The 15,444-nt window shown below is 69.3% G+C and carries 12 protein-coding genes; 6 read left to right on the top strand and 6 right to left on the bottom strand.

The window, feature by feature from the left end; all coding sequences use genetic code 11:
- Positions 1 to 11 precede the first annotated feature (11 nt).
- From C3E87_RS10405 to C3E87_RS10395, 3 genes are read left to right on the top strand one after another with little or no spacing between them, the layout of a single operon-like run.
- Complete coding sequence (locus C3E87_RS10405) at positions 12 to 1,394, top strand: HAMP domain-containing sensor histidine kinase (RefSeq protein WP_143570998.1); 1,383 nt, start codon at positions 12 to 14, stop codon at positions 1,392 to 1,394.
- Positions 1,391 to 2,065: an AzlC family ABC transporter permease gene (locus C3E87_RS10400; protein WP_198928285.1), complete on the top strand. Its 675-nt coding sequence runs from the start codon at positions 1,391 to 1,393 to the stop codon at positions 2,063 to 2,065. Before C3E87_RS10405 ends, C3E87_RS10400 begins: the two co-directional genes overlap by 4 nt.
- Complete coding sequence (locus C3E87_RS10395; protein ID WP_076062443.1) at positions 2,062 to 2,370, top strand: AzlD domain-containing protein; 309 nt, start codon at positions 2,062 to 2,064, stop codon at positions 2,368 to 2,370. Before C3E87_RS10400 ends, C3E87_RS10395 begins: the two co-directional genes overlap by 4 nt.
- Positions 2,371 to 2,387: 17 nt before the next feature.
- On the opposite strand, the gene C3E87_RS10390 is transcribed toward C3E87_RS10395, so the two are convergent.
- Together C3E87_RS10390 and C3E87_RS10385 are read right to left on the bottom strand one after the other, a co-directional pair.
- Positions 2,388 to 4,283 carry a hypothetical protein gene (locus C3E87_RS10390; RefSeq protein WP_076062441.1) on the bottom strand — a complete coding sequence of 632 codons (1,896 nt, stop codon included), beginning with the start codon at positions 4,281 to 4,283 and terminating at the stop codon, positions 2,388 to 2,390.
- Positions 4,284 to 4,286: 3 nt separating this feature from the next.
- Positions 4,287 to 4,775: a SigE family RNA polymerase sigma factor gene (locus tag C3E87_RS10385; RefSeq protein ID WP_076062563.1), complete on the bottom strand. Its 489-nt coding sequence runs from the start codon at positions 4,773 to 4,775 to the stop codon at positions 4,287 to 4,289.
- A gap of 83 nt (positions 4,776 to 4,858) precedes the next feature.
- Between C3E87_RS10385 and C3E87_RS10380 the strand changes: the two genes are divergently transcribed.
- Positions 4,859 to 5,413, top strand: a complete 555-nt coding sequence (locus C3E87_RS10380) for a 4'-phosphopantetheinyl transferase superfamily protein (protein WP_076062438.1) — start codon at positions 4,859 to 4,861, stop codon at positions 5,411 to 5,413.
- Here C3E87_RS10380 and C3E87_RS10375 read toward each other — a convergent pair.
- From C3E87_RS10375 to C3E87_RS10360, 4 genes are all read right to left on the bottom strand, one after another.
- Positions 5,385 to 6,680: a M1 family metallopeptidase gene (locus C3E87_RS10375; protein ID WP_076062435.1), complete on the bottom strand. Its 1,296-nt coding sequence runs from the start codon at positions 6,678 to 6,680 to the stop codon at positions 5,385 to 5,387. The two genes, C3E87_RS10380 and C3E87_RS10375, sit on opposite strands and share 29 nt — an antisense overlap.
- A 6-nt stretch (positions 6,681 to 6,686) precedes the next feature.
- Entirely contained in the window at positions 6,687 to 10,559 is a 3,873-nt protein-coding gene (locus C3E87_RS10370) for a Pls/PosA family non-ribosomal peptide synthetase (RefSeq protein WP_076062433.1), read from the bottom strand.
- Positions 10,560 to 10,635: 76 nt separating this feature from the next.
- Complete coding sequence (locus tag C3E87_RS10365) at positions 10,636 to 11,652, bottom strand: LLM class flavin-dependent oxidoreductase (protein WP_076062430.1); 1,017 nt, start codon at positions 11,650 to 11,652, stop codon at positions 10,636 to 10,638.
- 974 nt (positions 11,653 to 12,626) lie between these two features.
- The gene (locus C3E87_RS10360; RefSeq protein ID WP_076062425.1) at positions 12,627 to 13,454 is read right to left on the bottom strand and encodes a GIY-YIG nuclease family protein; all 828 of its coding nucleotides are present in this window, start codon (positions 13,452 to 13,454) and stop codon (positions 12,627 to 12,629) included.
- Between the two features lie 270 nt (positions 13,455 to 13,724).
- Here C3E87_RS10360 and C3E87_RS10355 point away from each other — a divergent pair, with 270 nt between their 5' ends.
- Positions 13,725 to 14,276 (top strand): RNA polymerase sigma factor, encoded by a 552-nt coding sequence (locus C3E87_RS10355; protein WP_076062422.1) that lies wholly within the window; start codon positions 13,725 to 13,727, stop codon positions 14,274 to 14,276.
- The gene (locus C3E87_RS10350; protein ID WP_076062419.1) at positions 14,273 to 15,232 is read left to right on the top strand and encodes a hypothetical protein; all 960 of its coding nucleotides are present in this window, start codon (positions 14,273 to 14,275) and stop codon (positions 15,230 to 15,232) included. The genes C3E87_RS10355 and C3E87_RS10350 overlap by 4 nt, the downstream gene beginning before the upstream one ends.
- Positions 15,233 to 15,444 lie beyond the last annotated feature (212 nt).

Below are 15,444 nucleotides of genomic sequence, written 5' to 3'. Positions count from 1 at the left end.
TCCGACGCGGGATCGGTCGTCTCGTCAGCGGCCAGTCGCTCCAGTGGCGCCTGGCGCTGCTGACCGCCGTGTGCGTGGCCGCGTCGGTGCTCGTCGTGGGCGGCGCCTCCTTCGTCACCACCCGGTGGTCCCTGCTGGAACAGCTTGACGAGGAACTCGTGCAGGTGGCGCAGAACGCCTCCAGCACGGTGTCGCTCAACGTGGCGACCCTGGGCGGCCTGTCGCCCGATTCACTCGGTTCCTCCGGCGGCCTGCTGGGCGTGGTCTCCGCGAGGGGCACCATCAGCCAGGTGTCGGGCCAGCGCGAGACGCTGTACGCAGGCCCGGAAGAGATCGCGATCGCGCGCCTGAACTCCGGCTCATCGGCGCGCAACGTCGAGTTCGAGGGGCAGACCTACCGCATGGTGTCGGTGCCGATGCGGGTGGAGGGCGAGTATTACGCCGTCATGTACGCGCGCCCGCTGACGGCCCTCGAGGCCACCCTCGGCTCGCTGTGGGTGGTGCAGTTCGTCGCCGGCATGCTCGGCATCCTGACCACCACCGCCGCCGCGCTGTGGGCCGCCCGGGCTGTGTTGGCACCGGTTCGCCGGCTCTCGCGGGCGGTGAAATCCGTCACCCAGACCGATCAGCTCAACCCCATCCGCATCTACGGACGCGACGACCTGGGCGAACTCACCATCTCCTTCAACACCATGCTGCGTTCGCTCCAGCAGTCACGGGAGCAGCAGCGCCAGCTGATCGCCGACGCCGGGCACGAGCTGCGCACCCCGCTCACGTCGATGCGCACCAACGTCGAGCTACTCCTGGCCGACGACAACACCGGCATGTTGCCAGAGGGCGCCCGCTCCGAGGTGCTCGGCGACGTGGCCGCCCAGCTGGGCGAGTTCTCCGCCCTCGTCGGCGACCTCGTCGCGCTCACCCGCGACGACCACCTGCAGCGACACCACGAGCTGCTGGACATGGCAGAGGTCACGGAATCCGCGCTCGCGCGGGCGGCGCGACGGGGCCCCAACCTGCACTTCGACGTCGCGCTCGAATCCACCCCCGTGATGGGCGACGCCTCCACCCTGGAGCGCGCCATCACGAACCTGCTCGACAACGCCGTGAAGTTCTCCCCGTCGGAGGCCACCATCCGGGTGTTCCTGATGGACGGCACGCTGACGATCATCGACCAGGGGCCGGGCATCGAGGAAGAGGACCTGCCCAACATCTTCGACCGGTTCTACCGCTCGGACAAGGCGCGCAACACTCCCGGCACCGGCCTGGGCCTGTCCATCGTGGCCCACACCGTTGAGGCCCACGGCGGCACGGTGAAGGCCAGCAACGATCCCGACGGCGGCGCGCGCTTCACCATGCGCCTGCCCGTCGTCGAGCTGAGCGAGCAATACGAGTGAAGGCACTGACTCCCGCGCAGAAGCGCGGGCTGTCCGTTGGGCTGGCCACCGGGCTGTACGGCATCTCCTTCGGCGCCCTGGCGGTGGTGGCCGGCCTGTCGGTGTGGCAGGCCTGCGCGCTGAGCCTGCTGATGTTCACCGGTGGCTCCCAGTTCGCCTTCATCGGGGTGCTGGGCGGCGGCGGCTCACTCGGCGCGGCCACCACTGCGGCGTCGCTGGTGGGGGTGCGCAACGCGGTCTACGGCGTGACGGCCAACGCCATGCTGCGGCCCCACGGCTGGCGGAAGCTTGCCGCGGCCCAGGTGACCATCGACGAGTCCATCGCGGTGGCGTCCGGCACCGAGGACGGCGACGAGGAGCGGCGCGGCTTCTGGGCCGCGGGCCTCGGGGTGTTCGTGCTGTGGAACCTCTTCACGCTCGTGGGCGCGCTGGCAGGTAACGCGTTGGGCGACCCCAAAGTGTGGGGGCTGGACGGCGCCGCCGTCGCCGCGTTCCTGGGGCTGTTGTGGCCCCGGCTGAAGGGCCGCGACCCCATCGTGATCGCGGTGCTGGCCGCCGTGGTGACCGTCCTGGTGGCACCCGTGGTTCCCGGGGGTATTCCGATCATCCTCGCCGCAGTGGTGGCCATCGTGGTGACGGTGCTGCAGACCAGGAGGGTCAACGCGCAATGAGCTTGTGGATCTGGATTCTGGTGGCCTGCCTCATCGCGTTCGGCACGAAGTTCGTGGGCTACCTCGTGCCCGAGCGGTGGTTGGAGAACCCGTGGGTGCTGCCGCTCAGCCACGGCGTCACGGTCGGGCTGTTGGCCAGCCTGGTGGCCGCGAATACGTTCGTCACGGGCCAGGAGGTGCGGCTCGACGCGCGGGTCGTGGCCCTGCTGGCGGCCGCCGTCGCACTGCGGCTGAAGGCCCCGTACCTGGTGGTGGTGGTCGTCGGCGCCGTCGCGGCCGGTGTCGCCCGCCTGCTGGGGGGTTAGCAGGCGGGCGACGCGGGTCAGCCCTCAGTGCGCATGGTGGAGAGAACCTCGAGGAGCTGGGCGCGCTCCGCCTCGGTCGGCGTCCAGACGCCCTGCTCGTCCGTGACCTCGTTGATGAACGTCACCGCGGCGGCGTTCGGCCCGACGTTGCCGCTGAGCGGGTCACCGAACTGGTTCAGCATGATGAGCACCGGGAGCCCCGTGGGCCAGCCCGCGTGCTGGGGCTGGAGCGGGTCGATGGGGTCCAGCCGGCTCTGCCCCATGGCCAACACCAGCTCGGGCGGCAACGCCACCTCGCGGGGCGCCACGTCGAAGCCCCCTGTGCCCTTGGGGAGGCCGCACGCCACGCCCCTGGTCAGCTCGGCCCGCTGCACGGGCAGCACCGAATCCAGCCGCGGCGCGTAGCCGTTCCCGTCGTAGGGCGAGCAGAGGGCCACCTCGTCGGTGAAGGGCTGCGGGGTGGCCTCGCGCTGCGCCTGCCACAGGGCCAGGACGTCGTCGACCAGTTGGCCCCCGCCCTCGCGGGTGCCCGCCACGAACTGGCAGTTGACGGTCTCCATGGCGATGACGCGACGCTCGCCGTCGGCGTAGTCGAGCACCACGTGGTAGGTGGGGCCGCCCACCTCTGTGCAGGCGTCGGCGGTCGAGACCGGCAGCCCGTTGATCGCCTCAACGATCCGGTCGGGCTGCGTCGTCAGCGGCTCGACGGGGCCAACGCCGCCGAAGCCCCGGGGGTCGCCGCAGAACCAGGCCCGCTGCACGCCGTCGGGCAGGATGTCGGTGGGTGCGAGCGTGTCGGGCGACAGGACGCCGCCCACGACGTCGGCGCACACCTGCGGCATCAGACCCTCCAGGGGCTCCTCGGGGAGGGGCGCGGAGGTGGGGTCGACGGTGGGCTGGGCGGTTGGCGCCGGCAGCTGGGCGAGGAAGTCGTCGATGCGCTGGCGCAGGGTTTCCGGCATGGTCCAGGTGCGGTAGGCGGAGTCGTGGTGCCACGCCAACCCGTCGCCCCACCGGAGCAGGGCGACGGGGTCGCCGGCGGCGGTCAGCAGCACGAACTCCGGGGCCCCGAAGATCAGCGGCTGCCGACCGTCGGAGGTGAAGTCAGTCGCGACGGAGGCGAGCATGTCGTCGGTGAGGTCCGCGGGGAGTTCCACGGGTTTCCCGTCGACGCAGGCCAACGCGCGGGTCAGGCGTGCCGGGTCCACTTCGGACCACAGCGACTGGCTTGTCCCGGTGCATGAGACGTCGATGCCGTTCCACGCCGTGGCCTTGTCGTCGCGCTGGGCCGCCCAGAGCTTCTCGAGCGTAGCGAGGTACGCGTCGCCACCCTCGCGGAACCCGCCCGTGTAGTCGACGGCGTCCACCAGTTCGCCGCAGCCACCCATACGGACTCCCCTGAGGGTGCCGTCGGGATACTCGGCCACCGCGGTGAACGGCACATGGAAGCCACCCATGCAGTCGAGGACGCCCTCGGAGCGCGCCAGGGCGTTGAAGCTGTCCAGCGCCTCGGCCACGCGCTCCCCCTCGAGGGGTTCACTGGCGCCGACGAAGGCGACCGGGTAGCTGTCGCTGGCGGGGGCGCCGCACAGCCAGAGGCGGGCCGCGTCGGCCGGGAGGTCGCCGTCGACGAGCGGTTCGGCGCCGGTCAGGCGACAGGCCTCCGGGATCCATGCCGCGGCGGGCTCGGGCGGCGCGGTGGTGGGGGCCGGCGAGGCGACGATGTCGCGGGGGTCGCCCGACAGCTGCGTCACCAGCGGGACGGCGAGAGCCGTCACGGCCACCACAGCCGCGGCTGCGACGGTGACGCGGCGGGTGCGCGCCTTGCGGCGGGCGCCGTCGGCCCAGCCCTTCGCGTTGGGGCGGGGCGGTAGCGAGCGGCGCATCGCGTCGGAGAGTTCGTTCTCGTTCATGTCTCAGTCCTTCAGGTGCGGCGACCGGCGCAGGGCGGAGAGGCCGCGCGAGGCGTGGGAGGCGACGGTGCCCTCGGGGAGACGCAGCACTTCGGCCACCTGGCGGATGGGCAGGTCGTCGAAGTAGCGCAGCACGAGCACCGTTCGTTGGAGGCGCGGGAGGTTCGCCAGGGCGCGATGCAGATCCGGGTCGGCGATCTCGTCGGGCGCACCCCGTTCCGGAGCCTCCTCGGTGGGCAGTTCGGACCGCCAACTCCGCCGTCGCCACCATGACACGAACGTGCGATACATGGTGGTGCGGACGTAGCTCTCGAAGTGGCGGTTGCTATCGAAGGTGGCATAGCGCTGGTAGGTCTTCGACAGCGCGGTCTGCACGAGGTCCTCGGCGTGCTGGTGGTCACCGGTCAGCAGCCAGGCAGACCAGTAGAGCTCGCCAGCACGTTGCTCGACGTACTGATCGAATCCCGCCGTCGCGGACTCGAACCGGGTCATCACTGCCTCCATGTCCATCTATACGCCACAGGCCCACGGTTTCCATGCAGCCAGTGATGAATCGGCTCCCGTAGGCTGCGCGCATGTCCCTGACCGTCGGCGAGACCACCATCCGGGTCGCTCACGGGGCTGGCGATGCCCACGACCTGCTCATCAAGGCGGTGGCGGAGGCCCGTCGCCTCGATCCGGCCGATCTCCGCGTGAGCCACCGGTGCCATCATTGCGGGAGTACTGCCCACGGCGTTCCCACGCTGACCCTTCACGGCGACACCCTTCCGCTCGCCGTCAGCCTCTCCAGGGCCGACGGTGTGGTACTCGTCGCCTTCGGCCGCGCCGCTGCGCTCGGGGTGGACATCGAGGCAGCTGAGGCCGCCGCGGACCCGGCGTTGGACCGCGTGCTGCGCCACCGCATCGAAGCCCCCTACCCGGATGCCGCGGCCCGCACGGCTGCCTGGGTGCGGAAGGAAGCCGCGCTCAAGGCCTGGGGCTGCGGGCTCCACGTGGAGCCGTCATCCGTCCAGGATCTGGGTGGGGCCGCCGTCGCCCCTGGACGGCCGCCCGTGACCCTGACCGACCTGCCGGTCGAGGGCTACCAGGCGGCGCTGGCCGTCATTGCGGGGCCGGCAACTTCTTGCTGAACAGCCAGGCGTCGAAGAGCGCGGTCAGCTTCTGCTGGGCCACCTCTTCCGCCAGGGCGATGAAATCGTCCGTCGACACCACGCCGAACCGGTGTCGCACGTTCCACTGCCTCAACACGGTGAAGAACCGCTCCTCCCCCATCTCTGCCCGGAGGGCGTGCAGGGTGAGGGCGCCGCGCTTGTAGATCCAGTCGTCGAACATGCGCGCCGGCCCCGGGTCCACGAGCGGGCCGGGCACCGCCAGGGCCGCCAACCGCCGCCAGTGCTCCTGGGCGTGCGACGCCGCGTGCCGCCCGCCGGAAGCCTCGGACCACAGCCATTCGGCGTAGCAGGCGAAACCCTCGTGCAGCCAGATGTCGCTCCAGTTGCCGACGGTGACGCTGTTGCCGAACCACTGGTGCGCCAACTCGTGGGCGACGAGCCGCTCATTGGCCCAGCCGGCAGCCGCGTGATTGGCGCCGAAGATGCTCATGCCCTGCGCCTCGAGGGGGATCTCGAGCGCGTCCTCGGTGACCACGGCCCGGTACCCGCCGAACGGATAGGGACAGAACATCTCCTCGAACACCGTGACCATCTCGCCCTGCCGCTCGAAGGCGCTGCCCACGCCCACGTTGACGAGGGGCGGATGCACGATCTCCACGGGCACGCTCGCCCCGGACGCGACGGGCCGCGACACCCCAACGCCGATGTGCAGCGCCGCGAGGTAGGTGGGCATCGGCTCCGGCTGGTCGAAGACCCACTGGTGCTGACCGCCGCGCGCGACGTGCTCGACCACGGTGCCGTTACAGGAGGCCCAGTACGACCCGGCGTACTTCACGGCCACCCGGTAGCTGGCCTTGTTCGTCGGCCGGTCGTTGCACGGGAACCACGACGGCGCCCCGTACGGCTGCGACGACACCAGGATGCCGTCGGTCAGCTCCTCCCAGCCCGCGCCGCCGAACAGGCCGGGCACCGGCTTGGGTTTGCCCGAGTACTTCACCGAGACGGCGAACGGGCGCCCCGCCTTCACGGGCTTGGCCAGCTTCACCGTCAGCCGCGCGCCCTTGTGCGTCACCTTGGCCGGGGCGGCACCGTCGACCAGCACCTTGTCGGCCTTGAGCGAGTGGAGATCGAGCTGCACGTCCGTGAGGTCGGCCAGCGCCACACACGTCAGTTCGGCCTTCGCCGTGAGGCGGTTGGTGGTCACGTTGCAGGCGAGGTCCAGGCTGTAGTGGGTGACGTCGAAACGCTCATCCCCGTGCCCGAATGCGTAATCGGCGGGTTTCATCGGGGCCTATCCTGTCACGCTCGACGCGGCGACCGGCACGTCCTCGTCCTCGATCCACGGCGCGATCGGGTTGCCGATCCACCGCGTGCCGTCGGGGACGGACTCGCCGCGCATCACCAGGGAGCCGGGCCCGATCGTCGCGAACCGCCCGATCACGGCCGCCGGCAGGATCACCCCGTTGGGCCCCAGGGTGGATCCGGCCCGCATCGTGACGAGATCCAGGCTCAGCACCCGGTCGTGGAACAGGTGGGTCTGCACCACGCAGCCACGGTTGACGCTGACCCCGTCGCGGAGCTCGATGAGATCCGGCTCCGGCAGCCAGTAGGTCTCGCACCAGACACCGGACCCGATCCGGGCGCCCATGGCCCGGAACCACAGACCGAGCAGCGGGGTACCCGTGACCACGCGCGCGAACCACGGGGCGGCGATCTGCTCGACGAAGGCGTCGGCGAGTTCATTGCGCCACACGAACGAGCTCCACAGTGGGTACTCGGCCTTGGTGACCTTGCCGACGAGCGCCCACTTCACACCGGTGGCGATGGCCACACCGACGACACCGGTGGCCGCCAGCACGACACCCGACAGGGCAACGGCCAGCAGCCAGTGCGTCGACGCCAACGTGAGCAGGGCGGCAACGGCAAGGAGCCTCAACCCGGCGTCGAACCAGGAGGCTGTGAGCCGGCACAGCTCCACCAACGCGCGCTGAACCTTCACCGCGGTGGGCGGCTCGAAGGTGCGGCTCTCGTCACCGGCGCCGGTGTCGCGGCGCAGCTTCGACGGTGGGCTGCCGATGTAGGAGGTGCCGCGCTTGGCCAGTTGTCGCCGTGGCGCGGCGGACAACACGGCCACCAGCGACCCCTTGGGTACCCGGCGGCCCGGCGCGGCCATGCCGGAGTTGCCGAGGAAGGCCCGGCGGCCGATCTTCACGTTGTCGATGCGGAGCCAGCCGCCGCCCAGCTCGTAGCAGCCGAGCAGGGTGTCGTCGGCGAGGAAGGCGCCCTCGGCGACGGTGGTCAGCCTGGGCTGCAGCAGCACGGTGGACGCCTCGACGCCCGGCCCGATCTTCGCGCCGAGCGCGCGCAGCCAGGCAGGGGTCCAGGTGGAGGCGTAGAGACCGAACAGCCAGGTGCGGGCTTCGTCGAGGATGCGGAAGATGGCCCAGGCGCGCCAGGCCGGCCCGCTCTCGGTGGGGAAGTGGCCGGGGCGCTGGCCGCGACCGAGGAGGCGCACGAGGCCCAGGATGACCAGCGCCACCACGGCGAGGCCGGCGGTCACGGACAGCGGCAGCCAGGCGAGCGCCCGGCCCAGCGCCTGGGCCAGGGATTGGGCGCCCGACAGCGCGGGCCACACCACGGCCAACCCGACGAGCACACCGAGCACGGGGATGAGGGAGATGACGTGGCTCATGGCCGCGTACGCCGCCTGCCATGCAGGTCTGCGCGAGGGCAGCTTCTCGTCCCAGGGGCCTCGGTTGGCGCCGACGTGCTGTGCCGGCGCGCCGGACCAGAACTCGCCGTCGGGGACGTGCCCGGTGACGGTGGAGCCGGGCGCGACCTCCGCGCCTCGGCCGACGACGGCGCCCGCCACCAGGGTGCTGCGGGCGCGCACCACGGCCCTGGCCTCGACGACGACGGGGCCGAGGTGGAGGGTGTCGCCGTCCAGCCAGTGGCCGGTGAGGTCCACTTCCGGCTCCAACGAGCAGCCGTTGCCGAGCGTGAGCATGCCGGTGACGGGCGGGACGGTGTGCAGGTCCACGTCGCGGCCGATGTCGGCGCCCAGCAGGCGGGCGTACCACTTCATCAGCGGCGCTCCGGCCACGCTGGCGGCGCCCAACTCGTCCGCGATGCGCTCCGCGAGCCACAGGCGCAGGTGGGTCTTGCCGCCGCGGGGGTAGGCACCCGGGCCGATGCCGGCGAGCACCACCCGCACCGCTCCCGCGGCCAGCAGCATCCGCCCCGGCGCGAAGATGAACAGCAGCCAGCCGAGCACCACCAGAAGCCACGGGGCGGTGGGCACCCAGCCCAGCCAGAGGAGCGCGCCGATGTTGGCCCCCAGAGCGACATAGGTCAGCCAGCGCAGCCCGGCGAACGTCCGCAGCGGCAGCAGCGCGATGATCTGCCCAATCTGTGTCTTGCGCGGGACGGGGCGCACGTTGGCGTTGAGCCGGGAGCGCGGGGCCTCCATCGCGTCGAGGTAGGCGGCGAGGCCGGCCAGCGTGGGGTGGTCGTAGATGTCGGCCACCGTCACCTCGGGCTGCCGCTCGCGGACCCGGGCCACCATCTGGGCCGCGGTGAGGCTGCCACCGCCCAAGGTGAAGAAGTCGTCGTCGACGGAGGCGACAGCCGCCCCGAGCACGTCCTGCCAGAGGTCGCGCAGCCAGGCCTGGGTGCCGGCGAGGGCGAGTTGGTCGTCGGGCGAGCTGGGCAGGGGCCACGGGAGCGCGTCGCGGTCGATCTTGCCCGAGGTCCGCGTCGGCAGGTCGTCGACGACGGCGAGCCGCGGCACCATGGCGGCGGGCAGGCCGGCGCGTAGCTGTTCCATCGCGTCGCTGAGCGTGAAGGCGGGGGTGACCGTGACGTAGCCGACGAGCAGCGTGTTGCCCGATTCCGTCTTGCGGACCGCCGAGGCCGCAGCCGTGACATCCGGCAGGTCCAGGAGGGCCGAGTCGATCTCGCCCAGCTCGATGCGGCGGCCGCCGACCTTCACCTGGTCGTCGGCCCGGCCCTGGAAGAGGAGGCCTGCGGGGTCGAATCGGACGAGGTCGCCGCTGCGGTAGGCGCGGTCCCAGCCGAGCGTGGGCATGGGCGCATACTTCTCCGCGTCCTTGGCCGGGTCGAGGTAGCGGGCCAGGCCGATGCCGCCGATGATGAGCTCGCCCAGCTCCCCCTCCTCCACCTGGTGCCCGTCGGGGTCGACGACGGCCAGATCCCAACCGTCGAGGGGGAGGCCGATGCGGACCGGCTCGTTGGGGAGGACTTGTGCGGCGCACGCCACCACTGTCGCCTCGGTGGGACCGTAGGTGTTCCACACCTCGCGGGTGGGGGTGGCGAAGCGCAGCCCGATCTCCGGAGGGCAGGCTTCGCCGCCGAGGATGAGCAGGCGGACCCCGGCGAGCGCCTCCGCGGGCCAGAGCAACAGCAGCGTCGGCACGGTGGAGACGACGGTGAGCCGGTTGGCCTCGAGCCACGGCCCGAGGTCCATGCCGCTCTTGACGAGCGACCGCGGCGCGGGCACGAGGCAGGCGCCGTAGCGCCAGGCCAGCCACATCTCCTCGCACGAGGCGTCGAAGGCGACGGAGAGTCCGGCCATGACGCGGTCGCCGGCGTTGATGGGGTCGTCGACGAGGAACAGCCTGGATTCGGCGTCGACGAAACCGGCGGCGCTCCGGTGGGTGACCGCGACACCCTTGGGCTTGCCGGTGGAGCCTGAGGTGAAGATCACCCAGGCGTCGTCGGTGAGGCCGGGGTCGCCTGCTGATGGGGCTTCTGCGCGGGTGGCCAGCCAGGCGGCGGGTCGCACGACCAGGCCGTCGCTGAGGACGGCGGCCACGTGCGCCTCGTCGAAGACGGTGCGGGCCCGCTCGTCCGGGTCGTCGGCGTCGACCGGCACGTAGGCCGCGCCGGCGACGAGGATGCCCATGATGGCGATGTACAGATCGAGCGTGCCGGAGGCGATGCGCACACCCACTTTGTCGCCGATGCCGACGCCCCGGGCGGCGAGGTCGTCGGCCACGGCATTGGCGGCCTCGTCGAACTCGGCATAGGTCAGCGACGCGGCGCCGTTGTCCAGCGCGGGCTCGTCCGGGTACAGCGCCACCGTCTCGCGGAAGATCTCGACGAGGGTTCGGGGCGGTGGGGCGAGCTCGCTGCGCAACAGCATCCGGTGGGTCTCCTCAGTCAGGTGGGCGGGGTCACCCTACTGACCCGAGGTGTCCGCGAAGTGAACGTGCCCATGCTCAGCGCCAGCCCAGCTCTCGGGCCACGTCCAGCACCGACCCGACGACGTGGGCGCAGTAGTCAACGCCCAACTGGTTCGGCACCGCCAGCAGGACGGTGTCGGCCGCGGCGATCGCGGCGTCCTGCGCCAACTGCTCCACCAGCACCTCGGGTTCGGCCGCGTAGGTTTTGCCGAAGGTGGCGCGGCCACCGTCGATCATCCCGATCTGGTCTCGGCTGCGCCGTTCGAGCGCGAAGTAGTTCTGGTCCTCCTGGGTGACCAGCGGGAAGATGCTGCGGCTGACCGAAACGCGCCCCTCGCGCTCGTGGCCGGCTGCTGCCCACGCGTCGCGGAAGACCTGGATCTGCTCGGCCTGGAGTTCGTCGAACGGTTGGCCGGTGGCTTCGGTGACCAGCGTCGAGCTCATCAGGTTCATGCCGAGTTCCGCCGCCCACTCGGCGGTGGCGCGGGAGCCGGCGCCCCACCAGATGCGCTCGCGGAGCCCTTCCGAGTGCGGCTCGATCCGCAGCAGCCCCGGCGGGTTGGCGAACATGGGGCGCGGGTTGGGCTCGGCGAATCCCTCGCCGGAGAGGACCTCCAGGAGGCGCGTGGTGTGCCGGCGGGCCATGTCGGCGTCGGTTTCACCCTCGCGGGGGATGTGGTCGAAGAGGCGGTAGCCGTCGAGCACCTGCTCCGGCGATCCGCGGCTGATGCCGAGCTGGAGCCTGCCGCCTGAGATGAGGTCTGCGGCCCCCGCATCTTCCGCCATGTAGAGGGGGTTCTCGTAGCGCATGTCGATGACGCCGGTGCCGATCTCGATGCGGCTGGTCTTCGCGCCGATCGCGGCGAGCATGGGGAACGGCGAGGACAGCTGCCTGGCGAAGTGATGCACCCGGAAGTAGGCGCCGTCGGCGCCCAGTTCCTCGACGGCGACAGCGAGGTCGATGGACTGGAGCAGCACGTCGGAGGCCGACTGCGCGGCTGACTGCGGGTGCGGTGTCCAGTGGCCGAAGGAGAGGAACCCGATGCGCTTCATGGGGTAATCATGCCCCGTACCCGAACTGGGATGCTGCATGGGACGGAACCTGTAGTGGGCAACTTTGGTGCACCGGCCCGGCCCCGCTGCTATCGCGCGAGAAGGCCTACCGGTTCACCGCGGAGACCATTAGAGCGACTCGAAAACAAGAGTCGCCTGGATGCGGTCACCTCCAACGGACCTTTGTTGCCAGCGGATGCAGTCTCGCCGGGCCCGACTATCCACTGATTCGAGCGGTCGTCCACATCCTCTACACAGACTTATCCACAAGGTTGTCCCCAGCTGTCGATAAGTTACCCCCATGTAATTCGGCCACCAGCTGCTGGCCCGGCGGGAGCCCGCGGCATGACCGAATGTTCCTCGTTGAGCTACGGTCGAACTCATGGGACGCGAGAACAGCGACGAGGCCTACGTCTTGGCCCTTTGTGACTCTGTGTTGAACGAGGTAGGGCTACGTCAGCATAAGTTCGACTGGCTGCGAGGGGATGCCAGCGAGACCGGTCGGCAGGTCCGGTTGCCGGTCGACGGGTACTGGCCGAAAGCGAACCTGGTCGTGGAGTACCGAGAAATGCAGCACTTTCGCCCGGTGCGGCACTTCGACAAGCCTGAGCGCCTCACCGTCAGCGGAGTACATCGAGGACTCCAGCGAGCCCTATACGATGCCCGACGCGAAGAGCTGATCCCTCAGAACGGGCTCCGTCTGGTGATCATCACGCCGCAAGACCTCGCGTCTGATTCGCGTGGGCGTCTACAGCGGAAGCGAGACCAGGACCTGCACGCTGTTAAGCGACTCTTGGACGCACGAGCCATCGACTGACCCGGTTGCTCGCAGCAGCAGATGAGCGTGTTCCGCCTACGCATGACTTGGGCGAGTGCCCTCCGACCGGCGTTCCATGGAGCCGTACCTTGGTCGTCGACATGAAACTCGAAGGGCGCCCGTACTCGGTTCCCACGCTGAGACTCACCGCGATCTGTTAGTTCTTGTTGTGCCCCAACGAGCGCGCGTGAAGCACGTCTTTCCAGTATGACTCGCGCTGCAGTACGTGCCCGTCGTCGGTACGCATCGACCAATACTCGAGCAGCGCAAAGCGCATGCTGGTCCGGTAGCATTCCTCGCCCTTCTCGGCGAGGAGCGCCTCAAGGCCAACGTTCCCGCCGTGCAGAGTAGTCGCGTAATGCGACCAACGCTGCCAGATGCCCGTGTCGCCATATGCGGAGCCAACATACCGATGACCAGTCTCTTTATCGTGAATGACATATACGCCTTTCATGCTCTCCAGCGCGATCCGCCAGTCAGCCCGCGCCTGCCTGACGACAACTTGGAGGTCCGCCAAGCTGTGATTGATTTGATCATGCCCCGGGAACGGGTGTCCGGTGAATGGCTCTTCGAGGATCGACGAGACCGTCATCGTAGGAAGAACGGACTCCATCCTGAGTCGAATGTTGCGACCGGACCGCTTGTGGCGGATCCACAGGCGGCGGATGAACGGGCCCATCAGGTCCTCGCGTAATGCCACCGTGTACGAATGCGCGTGCTGTTCAGGCCGGCGCTCAAGCACCTCCCAGATTCCCCCGAAAAGCCAAAGTGTCGCGTCGTGCTTGTCCTGGGCCACCGAGAAAATGAACTCGCGATTGAAGTCGTTGTTGACACTCCGCCACGAGTTCCATCCTTGCCACTCCTCCTGATCAGCCGCCAGAACATCAATCGGATGCGTCATCTGGTTCCAGACGGCGAAGTGGACCTTGTACTGCTCCGAATCGAAGCCGGGTGGCAGCAGGCTGGTCAGTGGGATGGTGTCCATGGCAACACACTAGGGCGGTGCGACCTCGTGAGCATCGGGCACGGCTAGCGGCATGAGAGCGAATGTCTGGCGCCGCCGTTGGCCGTATGGGAATCGCAGATCGGCGAAGAGCAGCGGTTGGGCGGCGCCTCCGGTGGCCTGTCTTTGTGGCATTTGCCCCCCGTTCAGCGGGTGAGCAGCCGGAAGCACAGCGGTGTCCCCTGTCCGGCAGAATCGGACAGTCGGCAGAATGGGCTGTCACGATGCGGCGAGGAGCGGGAACTACTGAGCATGAGAGAGCTTCCCCCGCCGCGAGATCAGGAATGGCTTGAGAGCCTATTCAACCTCTACTCGAAACGAGTCAGGGCCTTTGCGATCCGACGCGTGGGCCCGGATGCGGCTGACGATGTGGTCTCAGAGGTGTTCGGCATCGCTTGGAAGCGTCGCCCCAATGTCCCCGAGCCTGCTCTTCCCTGGCTGCTACGCACTGCCCATCACGTGGTTTCCCACGAACGCCGGGGACTGGCACGGCGCCTCAATCTCCGAGACGCGATCGCCGGGGCGCTGGCAGACACGCCCAAGGCCGGAGCCGACGCCTCCAGCCGAGTCCTAGCCGAAAGCGTGCTCAGCCAACTCTCCTCCACAGATGCCGAAATCCTCCGGCTGACGGCCTGGGAGGGGCTGACTCCACAAGAGATAGCAGTGGTCCTCGACCTCAGCGATACAGCCGCTCGTACTCGACTCAAGCGTGCCAGGCAGCGCGCCCAACAGCTGCTCAATGACTCCGATCCAGCTCTCACACTCGCCGTCGTCACCCCCCACCTTCAAGGAGAACCGACATGACCGACATTGACACCCTGCTGAGGGCCGCTGACCCTGCTGCCGGCGTCCCTGACTACAGCGACGACGAACGCCGCCACATCCTGGTCACGGCGATCGCGCCCACGACGCCGGCCAAACGTCACGCGGGGTGGCGGATCGGCGCGGTGGCCGCGGCCGTGGTGATGGTGACCGCCTTCGGCGTGAGCAACCTGGTCGGAACAGGCGCCACAGCCCGCGCCGATCAGATTCTGACCGAAGCTGCCATCAACGCCGTCGACCCGCCGGCGACGGCGGACCAATACTGGAAGATGACCGCGACTGCCGACTACGGCACCGGAGAGGTGTGCGGTGAAAGCTTCACCGAAACGCACTACCTCGCGGTGGATGGGAACCGACCCAGCTGGTACGTCGAGAGCTACGACACCACACCTGGCTGCCCACCACTGGGCGAGGACCGGATCTGGACCCTGACCAAGAGCCCCAACGCCATGGTCGACAGCTGGCGTTGGCCGAGCCCCGCGTTCCTCGCTTCGCTCCCGCGCGACCCAGAGCAACTGCGCTCGCGGCTTTACGCAGACGCGGAGGGGATAGGGGCGCCCTCCACCGACGCCGGCGTGTTCGTCCTGATTGACTACGCGCTGACCTACGGAGCCCCCCCAGCCGACCTCCGCTCCGCCATGTTCGAGGTACTCAAGGACGTGCCAGGCATTTCGGTTGCCGACGAAATGGTCGTCGATGGCCGCGAGGTCGCTCTGTTCACCCTTGAAGGCGGTGAGGTCACTGAGATGCTGATGATCGACCCTGAAGCTGGGCAGCTGGTCGGCTTCCAAGGTGTGCAGAATGAGCGCAGGGTCACCTACGAGCGCTCAGTGGTCGACACGGTTCCCGAGGAGGTTCAGGACGCCGCGGACATGTTGGACTGCGAAGTCGGCTTCGACGACACGATCAACCCAGCGGGCGATCTCATTTGCCGCTGAGACGAGCCTCAAACTTGGTGAGGGCTACCCGTCGGGACGGCCCTCACCCTCACCCCCGGGGAGAATCAAACTCCCCGCCAGCGGCAGAGTCGGATGTCGGCCAGTCACGGCGCGAGGAGTCCGAGGGGGAGCACAGCGATGCCGTCGGGACGCCGGTAGGCGTTTGGCCCGGTGTTGATCACGATTGCGTCTAGCAGCTTGTCGCCCATGCG

The organism is Tessaracoccus sp. ZS01 (genome assembly GCF_022342445.1).
Classification (GTDB): Bacteria; Actinomycetota; Actinomycetes; order Propionibacteriales; family Propionibacteriaceae; genus Arachnia.
Note: the sequence above shows the minus strand (reverse complement) of the source record. Positions and strands in the feature narration are given on the sequence as shown.

Bases quoted from the DNA above. Each gene is read 5' to 3' on its own strand.
- C3E87_RS10355 (WP_076062422.1), top strand. From the start codon at position 13,725: ATGAGAGAGCTTCCCCCGCCGCGAGATCAGGAATGGCTTGAGAGCCTA.
- C3E87_RS10375 (WP_076062435.1), bottom strand. From the start codon at position 6,680: ATGAAACCCGCCGATTACGCATTCGGGCACGGGGATGAGCGTTTCGAC.
- C3E87_RS10350 (WP_076062419.1), top strand. From the start codon at position 14,273: ATGACCGACATTGACACCCTGCTGAGGGCCGCTGACCCTGCTGCCGGC.
- C3E87_RS10395 (WP_076062443.1), top strand. From the start codon at position 2,062: ATGAGCTTGTGGATCTGGATTCTGGTGGCCTGCCTCATCGCGTTCGGC.
- C3E87_RS10390 (WP_076062441.1), bottom strand. From the start codon at position 4,283: ATGAACGAGAACGAACTCTCCGACGCGATGCGCCGCTCGCTACCGCCC.
- C3E87_RS10370 (WP_076062433.1), bottom strand. From the start codon at position 10,559: ATGCTGTTGCGCAGCGAGCTCGCCCCACCGCCCCGAACCCTCGTCGAG.
- C3E87_RS10365 (WP_076062430.1), bottom strand. From the start codon at position 11,652: ATGAAGCGCATCGGGTTCCTCTCCTTCGGCCACTGGACACCGCACCCG.
- C3E87_RS10380 (WP_076062438.1), top strand. From the start codon at position 4,859: ATGTCCCTGACCGTCGGCGAGACCACCATCCGGGTCGCTCACGGGGCT.
- C3E87_RS10385 (WP_076062563.1), bottom strand. From the start codon at position 4,775: ATGACCCGGTTCGAGTCCGCGACGGCGGGATTCGATCAGTACGTCGAG.
- C3E87_RS10360 (WP_076062425.1), bottom strand. From the start codon at position 13,454: ATGGACACCATCCCACTGACCAGCCTGCTGCCACCCGGCTTCGATTCG.